The sequence below is a fragment of the Actinomyces sp. HMSC075C01 genome, from assembly GCF_001812965.1.
GTDB classification, from domain to species: domain Bacteria; phylum Actinomycetota; class Actinomycetes; order Actinomycetales; family Actinomycetaceae; genus Actinomyces; species Actinomyces acetigenes.
The window spans coordinates 149,988-158,661 of sequence record NZ_KV811031.1; the positions used below are offsets into that span (position 1 = coordinate 149,988).

7 protein-coding genes and 1 pseudogene are annotated in these 8,674 nt (G+C 70.8%); 5 read left to right on the forward strand and 3 right to left on the reverse strand.

Annotated elements, in window-relative coordinates:
* The 4 genes from HMPREF2883_RS11715 to HMPREF2883_RS11730 form a co-directional block, all read left to right on the forward strand.
* Window positions 1-547, forward strand: a 547-nt coding sequence (locus HMPREF2883_RS11715) for a VTC domain-containing protein (protein WP_070662668.1), incomplete at its 5' end; no start/stop codon positions are given.
* Window positions 548-826: 279 nt separating this feature from the next.
* Window positions 827-1,636, forward strand: coding sequence for a DUF4956 domain-containing protein (locus HMPREF2883_RS11720; protein ID WP_070662670.1), 810 nt, complete (start codon window positions 827-829; stop codon window positions 1,634-1,636).
* 89 nt (window positions 1,637-1,725) lie between these two features.
* Window positions 1,726-2,706 (forward strand): polyphosphate polymerase domain-containing protein, encoded by a 981-nt coding sequence (locus HMPREF2883_RS11725; RefSeq protein ID WP_070662767.1) that lies wholly within the window; start codon window positions 1,726-1,728, stop codon window positions 2,704-2,706.
* Window positions 2,707-2,776: 70 nt separating this feature from the next.
* Window positions 2,777-4,573 (forward strand): carbohydrate-binding domain-containing protein, encoded by a 1,797-nt coding sequence (locus HMPREF2883_RS11730; protein ID WP_070662673.1) that lies wholly within the window; start codon window positions 2,777-2,779, stop codon window positions 4,571-4,573.
* A 324-nt stretch (window positions 4,574-4,897) separates the two neighbouring features.
* Here the strand turns inward: HMPREF2883_RS11730 and HMPREF2883_RS14415 are convergent.
* Both HMPREF2883_RS14415 and HMPREF2883_RS11740 read right to left on the reverse strand, forming a co-directional pair.
* Window positions 4,898-5,264, reverse strand: a pseudogene (locus tag HMPREF2883_RS14415) (L-serine ammonia-lyase, iron-sulfur-dependent, subunit alpha); the annotation flags it as partial.
* A 214-nt stretch (window positions 5,265-5,478) separates the two neighbouring features.
* Window positions 5,479-7,482 carry an alpha-amylase family protein gene (locus tag HMPREF2883_RS11740; RefSeq protein ID WP_070662679.1) on the reverse strand — a complete coding sequence of 668 codons (2,004 nt, stop codon included), beginning with the start codon at window positions 7,480-7,482 and terminating at the stop codon, window positions 5,479-5,481.
* Here HMPREF2883_RS11740 and HMPREF2883_RS14895 point away from each other — a divergent pair.
* Entirely contained in the window at window positions 7,481-7,672 is a 192-nt protein-coding gene (locus tag HMPREF2883_RS14895) for a hypothetical protein (protein WP_141759115.1), read from the forward strand. The genes HMPREF2883_RS11740 and HMPREF2883_RS14895 overlap by 2 nt on opposite strands.
* 115 nt (window positions 7,673-7,787) lie before the next feature.
* Here HMPREF2883_RS14895 and HMPREF2883_RS11745 read toward each other — a convergent pair whose 3' ends face one another.
* Window positions 7,788-8,387, reverse strand: coding sequence for a hypothetical protein (locus HMPREF2883_RS11745; protein ID WP_070662682.1), 600 nt, complete (start codon window positions 8,385-8,387; stop codon window positions 7,788-7,790).
* Between the last annotated feature and the right edge of the window lie 287 nt (window positions 8,388-8,674).

Consider the following 8,674-nt stretch of genomic DNA (forward strand, 5'->3'; position numbering starts at 1 on the left):
GGACTCCGGCCTGTGCTTCCTGGAGGTCAAGACCAACGGGTCGCGCGAGGCCACGGTCAAGGACCGCTTCAAGTACGACCCCGACGACGCCGACCGCATCACGCCCGACGGTCACCTGTTCGTGATCGAGCGCCTCGTGGAGTCCGGCACCTGCACCCCCGACGAGGCGCGCACGATCGCCGATGCCCTCGTCCCGGTCATGGACTCCACCTACAGCCGCACCACCCTGCACCTGCCTCACGACGAGGCCCGCGCCACCTTCGACACCCAGCTCACCTGGGACCTGTTCGGCCCTGACGGCAAGCGCCTCGAACGAGGCGTCTCCGTGGGCCACCTCAACGTCGTCGAGACGAAGAACCCCTCCACGGCCTCCCCCACGGATCGCCTCCTGTGGCACCAGGGGCACCGGCCGGCCCGCATCTCGAAGTACGCCACCGGCATGGCCCTGTTGCACGGGAAACTGCCCACTAACCGGTGGAACCGCACCATCAAGCGGGACCTGGGGCGCTACTGGCGTCAGGTCCAGTCGCGCCAGCTCGCGGCCTGAGCAGCCCCGTCACGCCTCCACCTCACCTCTTACCAGCGCCTCCGCCAGTCACGGGCTCCACCCGCCTGCGGAGGCGCTGCTGGCCGCCTCATGCCGCGGCGCGGTAAGTCATGCCTCCCCCATGCCCTGTTCACAGCGCGCTCATGGAATGCGCCCGTTGACTGTTTCTCAACGGACGGAGCCGCACAACGCCGCGGCGCGCTGAGGGCGCACCCCTGCTGCCCACCCCGCGGTCAGGCCCCGTCACCGGTCCGAAAACGACCCGACAGGAGCCTCCCGATGAGCCTGACCACCCTGACCTACATCGCCGCCGACCTGACCGCCCTCACCGTCCTGGTCGGGGCCCTCTACGCCCCACGCCACTCGCGCAAGGACCTCATGGCCGCCTATATCGGCGTCAACGTGGGCGTCCTGGCCGTCACCCTGCTGCTGTCGACGGCGAGCGTCGCAGCCGGCCTGGGCCTGGGGCTCTTCGGGGTCCTGTCCATCATCCGCCTGCGCTCCACCGAGCTGGCCCAGCACGAGGTCGCCTACTTCTTCGCGGCCCTGGCCCTGGGCCTGCTCGGCGGCATCCAGACCGCGCCCATCGGGATGGTGGCGGCCCTCATGGGCACCGTCGTCGCCGCCCTGTGGATCGGCGACCACCCCGCGCTCATGCGCCGCAACCGTCACCAGGTGATCGTCCTCGACCACGCCATCACCAACGAGACCGCCCTCATCGCCCACCTGGAGCACACCCTGGGCGGGCAGGTCCGCTCGGTGGAGGTCCAGCGTCTCGACCTGGTCAACGACACCACCACCGTCGATGTCCGCTTCCGGGTGCCGCGCCACACCCCCGCCGAGCTCGAGACCGCCACGGCCTTCGACGACGCCGTCCCCGCCGCGCAGTCGGCCACCGAGCCGGTCGGCGCCGTCGCCCGCGAGGCGCAGACCGCCCAGTCCTGGAACGGCACGCGCCTGAACGCCGCGCAGACCGGCGCCCGCCCCCAGGCCGTCCAGGCCCAGCCCCTCACCATGGCGCCGGCCGCCCAGTACGTCACTCGCTCCAGCAACCAGGCGGCCTCACCCGCCGCCGTGGCCTCGCGCTGACCGCTGGTCCGAACGAGCCCGACAGGACAGACCAGGACAGACAAGGACCCCCGATGATGACCTCGACGACGATCTCGACAAGGATCTCGATGACGACCGCGAGCCCCTCCCCGGCAGCCTCCTGCGTGGCGCCTCAGGCTCCGACGTCGGCCCCCCTGAGCGCCGACCACCTGGCCTCCACCAGTCTCGCCGAGCTCAACGGCGCCGCCGGCCTGCTGACCCGGGTGGACCGCAAGTACCTGGTGCCGCTGGAGCGCGCGCAGAGCCTCGTGGACGGCCTCACCGCCGACGCCCGGGTCCTGGACATCGACGGGAGGCGCCGCTTCTCCTACGCCTCAACCTACTTCGACACCCCGGGGCTGGAGGCCTTCATGCTCGCGGCTCGCAAGCGGCGTCGGCGCTTCAAGGTGCGCACCCGCACCTACCTGGACTCCGGCCTGTGCTTCCTGGAGGTCAAGACCCGTGGCGCACGCGGCACCACCGTCAAGCGGCGCATGGGCTACCACCCCGACGACGCCTCCTGCCTCACCGGCCCAGGGCGCGCCTTCGTGGCCGCCTGCCTGGCGAGCACGGGGGTCACCGGCCCGGCCGCGGCCCAGCAGGTCGCCGCCGCGCTGCGGCCGGTGCTGGCCACCACCTATGAGCGCACCACCCTGCACCTGCCTGAGGCCGAGGCCCGGGCCACCATCGACACGGCCCTGACCTGGCGGCGCCTGACGCCGGTGGCACGCGAGAGGACCGCCGTCGGCGCCGGGGCCCCGCAGGTCCTGCGCCCGGTCCACCTGACCGAGGCCATCGACGACGGAGAGCCGGTGGCGGTAGCGGGTGTCGCCGTCGTCGAGACGAAGAACCCGGCCACGCCCTCACCTGCGGACCGCGCCCTGTGGGATGCCGGCCACCGCCCCACCCGCATCTCGAAGTACGCCACCGGCATGGCACTGCTCCACCCCGAGCTGCCCGCCAACCGGTGGTACCGGACCCTGACCCACGAGCTCGCCGACCTGTTCGGCACCGACCGCTCCAGCCTGGAGAGCATCGGCGCCATGCGCGCCACCGCGATCGCCGCCTGAGCGCCGCCCCAGACCACCCACGATCCGACACCGGACCCGAGAAGAACCCGAGAAGAAGAGGCCAGACACCATGAAAACCACCAAGACGACGACCAAGCCCCTCCACCGACTCCGCCGTCGGGCGACCGGAGCCGTCGCGTTCCTGGCCGCGATCGCCTTGGCGGCCGGCTGCTCGACCTCCTCGGCCTCCGGCAACGCCAGCGCCTCGAGCTCGAGTGAGTCGGGCACGACGTGGACAACGATCTCCTCGTCGGTCGCCAAGGCGTCGACCGGCGCGAGCGTCTCCGACATCCTGGGAGCGAACGCCTCGGTGCAGGACGCCTCGAGCTCCGCGGACGACGCCGGGACCCCGGACACGTCGTCGGCCACCACGATCACGCTGTCGGGGTCGTCGGCCTCGGCCAGCGGGTCGGCGTCGAGCAACGTGAAGGTCGATGGGGGCACCGTCACCATCAGCGGCGGTGGCACCTACGTCATCAGCGGCGAGCTCAGCAACGGGCGGATCGTCGTCAACGCCCCCAAGGCGGACGTGCGCCTGGTCCTCAGCGGCGCGAGCATCACGAGCTCGGACGGGCCGGCCATCGACATCCAGGACGCCGGCAACGCGATCGTGGTCCTGGCCAAGGACTCCAAGAACACGCTGACCGACGGTGCGAGCTACGCCTCGGGGCAGGAGGCCACCGCGGCCCTGTTCTCCTCCGACACCCTCACCGTCACCGGGACCGGCCAGCTGGACGTGACCGGCTCCTACAAGGACGGCATCTCCTCCAAGAACGGCCTCATCATCACCGGCAGCACCACCATCAAGGTCAAGGCCGCCGACGACGGCCTGCGCGGCAAGGACTACCTGGTGGTGGAGTCCGGGACGCTGACGGTGGAGGCCGGCGACGACGCCCTGAAGTCCAGTGAGGGCGACGATGAGACGAAGGGCTTCGTCTCCCTGGGCAAGGCGAGCATCACGCTGACCTCCACCGACGACGCGATCTCGGCGACCACGGACGTCACCGTCAAGGACACGACCCTGACGGTCACGGCCGGCGGCGGCCAGGCGAACGCCACCGTTGAGGAGCAGGCCCCGCCCGGGCAGGAGTCGACGACGGACTCCTCGACGCCCTCGCCCAAGGGCATCAACGCCGGGGTGAGCTACACGCAGGACTCCGGGAAGGTCACCGTCAACGCGGCCGATGAGGGGCTGCAGGCGGCGTTCATCAACGTGGCCGGCGGGGAGCTGTCCATCGCGGCCGGCGACGACGGCATCAACGCCTCCAACGGCGATCACGTCATTGAGGGGCATGAGAATGCCGACTCCGAGTCCGACGACGGCTCGGTGCTGACGATCAGCGGCGGCGAGGTGGAGGTCTCCTACGCCTCCTCCGACGGTATCGACTCCAACGGCTCGGCCTACGTCAAGAGCGGGATCGTGGTGATTTCGGGTCAGGCCGGTGCGATGGACGGCTCGGTGGACGCCAACGGCGAGAGCCAGCTCGTGGGGCTGACGGGCTCGCCGTCGGTGAGCGCGGGGGACACGCTCACCGTCACAGATGCTTCCGGGTCGCAGGTGGCCTCGCTCAAGGTGGACTTCACGGCTGAGGCGATCACGGTGCTGGGGCTCACCGAGGGCCAGCAGTACACGGTGGCGACGTCGTCGGGCGGCTCGGCGACGGGGACGGCCTCGGCGCTGTCGGCCGGGACGGGCGGTCCCATGGGTGGTGGTCAGGGAGGCCAGGGAGGTCAGGGCGGTCAGCCCGGTAGCGGGCAGGGCCAGCAGCCCGGTGGCGGGCAGCAGTCCAACGGCCAGCAGTCCGGCAACCAGAGCAACCAGAACAGCCAGTCCAGCAGTCAGTCCAGCACCGCCCAGAGCAGCTGACCCGGGCTGGACACTGAAGGGGGCCGCAGCGCAACGCTGCGGCCCCCGAAGCGCGTCGGTTCACGATAGGTCGAGGAGGCTTATTCACAGGACTAGCCGGCGCCGACATCTGCGCAGGTCACAGCACCTTCGGCGGACGCTGTGAATAAGCCTCAGTGTCTCAGATGTCATGAGACAACACAGCGTAGGCCGCCGTCGCGTTCGTAGGGTAGGCCTTGCGTTCGGGGGTTAAGGGTACGAACGCGAGGCATAAGGTACGACCTCGACGACTCGGCGCTCACCACTGCACCTATGGTCGCCTCTATCTCCTGCAGAGCGACTTATTCAGCACTCCACGACGTTGACGGCAAGGCCGCCGCGGGAGGTCTCCTTGTACTTGGCAAGCATGTCCTCGCCGGTCTGGCGCATCGTCTCAACGACGGTGTCGAGGCTGACGGCGTGCCGGCCCTCGCCCCACAGGTCCATGCGGGCGGCGTTGATGGCCTTGACGGCGGCCGCCGCGTTGCGCTCGATGCAGGGGATCCGGACGAGGCCGCCCACCGGGTCGCAGGTGAGCCAAGTTATGCTCCATGGCGATCTCGGCGGCGTTCTCCACCTGGGCGGGCGTCCCGCCCAGGGCCTCGGCCAAGCCGGCGGCCGCCATCGAGGAGGCCGACCCAACCTCCCCCTGGCAGCCCACCTCGGCCCCCGAGCTTTGCGATCTCAGCCCCAAATAGGCCTTCGGTGTCACGATTGGCGACTTTTCATACACAAGTCGTTCGTCTGGTCTCTACCGGCAGGCTTCTCACCTGCGCATATGCGTTCAGCATCGACCCTGTGAGCACAGCCGCCGACCGAAAAGTCTCCATTTGTGACACAACAGCCCGCTCGTCGCTCCGGGCGTGGTTACATGAAAGCCCAGACCGTCAGTCCGTGGGGCGCACCAGCCACCAGGCGGCGTAGGGCGGTACGGGCACACGGCCGTCCCCCGCCCCGTCCAGCGTGGTGGAGCCGAAGGGGACCGTGTCGGTCAGGACGTCGGTGGCCCCCATGACGCCGAGCCGGGCGAGCTGGTCGGCGGCCACCGAGCGCCACTGCGGCGTCACGTTGTACACGCCCACGAAGCTGCCGCGCGGGTGGTCGCGGTAGGTCACCAGCACCCCGGGGTCGTCGACGTCCTGGACCTGGGTGCGCACGGCGGCGTCGAGCTGGGGCAGGCCGGCACGCACCTGCGCCATCCGCGCCAGGTCGGTGAAGACGCGCCCCTCGACGGTGGAGCGGTCGTGGCGGTTGGCCAGCCGGGCCTTATCGAGGCGGGGGCGACCGGCCCAGCGCGAGTCGGCCTCGTGGCCGGGCTCGGTGTCCCAATTGGGGTCGTTGGGCTGGGCGAGCTCGTCCCCGCTCCACAAGACGGGGATGCCGCCCCAGCCGTAGACGATGGCGTGGGCCATGCGCAGGGCGTGGATCCGCTCCTCGCGCCACGTCCACAGCGCCTCGGCCTCGTGCTCGGGGGTCTCGTCGGTGACGCCCTCCCAGGCCTGGGCGGCGGCCTCGATCCCGATGAGTGAGGCGGCCGTCCCGGAGATGCGCCGATCCCCGGTGGCCGGGTTGTGCTGGAAGACCAGGCCCGCGGCGTCGGAGGTGGGGTACTCGCCGCTGTACCAGTCGGCCAGGAAGGACCGGTGGTCGTAGCCGGACAGGCCGACGGCGGCCGCGTCGTCGTCGTCAATGGCCCAGCCGATGTCGTCGTGGCAGCGCAGGTAGGTGATCCAGGTGGCGGTGGAGGGCTCGACCGGCAGGTTCTGGAGGGCCTCGACGGCCAGCGTCGTGTCGCGTGCGGCGAGCATGGACCAGATCTGGACCATGAGGGAGTTGTGGTAGGCCAGGTCGGAGACCTTGCCGGTGTACTTGCCCTGGCCGAGGTACTGGAGGAGCTCGGTGGGGGCGACGATCGCCTCGGCCTTGAGGTCGACGGCGGGGCAGGCGATGCGGGTCAGGGCGCGCAGGACCTCGGTGATGGCGTGGACCTCGGGCTGGCCCTGGCAGTCGGTGCCCTTGCGCTTGATGGTGAAGGCGATGGCGTCCAGGCGCAGCACCTCGACGCCGCGGTTGGCCAGGTCCAGGACGATGCCGGCGAACTCGGCCATGACGCGGGGGTTGCGCCAGTTGAGGTCCCACTGGAAGGAGTTGAAGGTGGTCCACACCCAGCCGCCCACGCCGTCGTCCCAGGTGAAGTTGCCGGGGGCGAAGTCGGGGAAGACCTCCGGCAGGGTGCGCTCGTAGGCGTCGGGCTCGGTGCGGTCGGGGAAGATGAGGAAGTAGTCGCGGTAGCGCTGCTCGCCGGCGCGGGCCCGTACCGCCCACTCGTGCTCGGCGGCCACGTGGTTGAGGACGAGGTCCACCACCAGGGAGATGCCCTCGGCGCGCAGCTCGCCGGCCAGGTGCTCGAGGTCCTCCATGGTGCCCAGGTCGGGGCGCACGGTGCGGTAGTCGGCCACCGCGTAGCCGCCGTCGGAGTCGCCGGGGCGCGGGGTGAGCAGGGGCATGAGGTGGAGGTAGGTGACACCCAGCTCGCGCAGGTAGTCGATGCGGTCCTCCACGCCGCGCAGGGTGCCGGCGAAGCGCTCGGTGTAGGCGGCGTAGCCGACGCGGCCCGGGTGCTGGGCCCAGGCGGGATCGAGGGTGCGGGCCAGGTCCAGGCGGCGCAGCTCGTAGTCGCGCTCCGCGTAGGCCCGGGCGGCCAGGGCCAGCAGGTTGAGTGCCTCCTCCTCGGCGGCGTCGCCGTAGAGGGTGGTGAGCCCGTCGAGGAGGTCGGGGTACCAGGCCTCGGCGCGCGTGAGGAAGATGTCCCGCTCAACTGCCTCAAGCGGGTCCAGGACGTGGAAGACGATGTCGTTGAGGGAGGGCGGGAGGGAAGTGGCGGCGCTCATGAATCCATGGTCCCCGATTCGGCGCCGTCGCGGTACTGATTTCCTCATCGTCCCGTCGGTCAGGGCGGCCATCGGCGGGGCGGCGGCGCGGTCGGTCACGCAGTCGGCAGTACAGTCGGCCGCCGACGGGCACCAGCAGGCGCCGCCGGGCGCGGCCCCACCTCCTGAGCCCGCGGCCCCGGCCACCTGACCCCACCGTCCCACCACCGACGGGGACATTGCGCACGGTCGGGGGGTGTCATTCCGGGCGGGGACATTCGACGCCGTCGGGGACGGAAATCCTGTCCCGGACGGCGGTGCGCACGTCAGGCGCGACCGAACTTGGCCCGAAGGGCCTCGATGCGCTGGTCCAGGTTCTCCTTGCGCTCCTGACGCTTGCGCTCACGCAGCGCCTCGCGGGCGGCCCGGGCGGCCTCCTCCTCGGCGGCCTGACGGGCCTCGAGCTCGCCCAGAACCTCGTCGAGCGGGCGGCGCACGATCGCACCGCCCTGCTCGGCGACGACGGCGTCCAGCGGCGCCGTGCTGCCGGGCTCGGAGGTCTGGACGAGGATCCCGTTGGTCCCCGGGGCCAGCGTCCCGGCAAGGGTCGCCACGGCGAGCCCCCCGGCCTCCGCCCGGCCGGCGTCGACGGCGGCGCCGGTCATGGCGCCGACCCCCAGGCCCAGGAGCATCCCGATGGGTCCGCCCAGGGCGCCAACGAGGACCCCGATGAGAGAGCCGGCGCCCATCCCCAGGCCGGCGCGCGCGTCCTCGCCCTCCGGGACCGTGACCCGGCCGTTCTCGTCGATCTCGACCAGGGCAGCGCTGACCACCCCGAGCCGCTCGGAGTCGGCCTTGATCTTGCTGAAGGCCTCGTAGGTCTTGCTGCGCTCAGGGAAGTTGATGGCGGCGATGTAGTCGGTCATGGTTCCAGCCTTTCGGTCGTCGGATCGTCATCATGGGCGCCTTCGCGTCGCAGCGGATGCATTCGCCGCTCCGAGGGCGCCGCCCACACGCTTCCACCCCGACCCACGCGGCCCCTTGTTTCCCGCTGGAAAACCACTGTGAGCATCGCCCGGAGAATGCCAGCAATTAGACGCAGCTTGACCGCGGAGCCCCGTCGAGGACAGCCTAGATGATTGATTCCAAGGGGTGTGGGTGGTTAGTGGTCGTAGGGGCCAGGGAGCGTAGGTGGGGGTTGCCGGTTTTGTCG

Coding starts and splice junctions, on each gene's coding strand:
- HMPREF2883_RS11720 (WP_070662670.1), top strand. CDS start 827: ATGAGCCTGACCACCCTGACCTACATCGCCGCCGACCTGACCGCCCTC.
- HMPREF2883_RS11725 (WP_070662767.1), top strand. CDS start 1,726: ATGACGACCGCGAGCCCCTCCCCGGCAGCCTCCTGCGTGGCGCCTCAG.
- HMPREF2883_RS11730 (WP_070662673.1), top strand. CDS start 2,777: ATGAAAACCACCAAGACGACGACCAAGCCCCTCCACCGACTCCGCCGT.
- HMPREF2883_RS14895 (WP_141759115.1), top strand. CDS start 7,481: ATGAATCCATGGTCCCCGATTCGGCGCCGTCGCGGTACTGATTTCCTC.
- HMPREF2883_RS11740 (WP_070662679.1), bottom strand. CDS start 7,482: ATGAGCGCCGCCACTTCCCTCCCGCCCTCCCTCAACGACATCGTCTTC.
- HMPREF2883_RS11745 (WP_070662682.1), bottom strand. CDS start 8,387: ATGACCGACTACATCGCCGCCATCAACTTCCCTGAGCGCAGCAAGACC.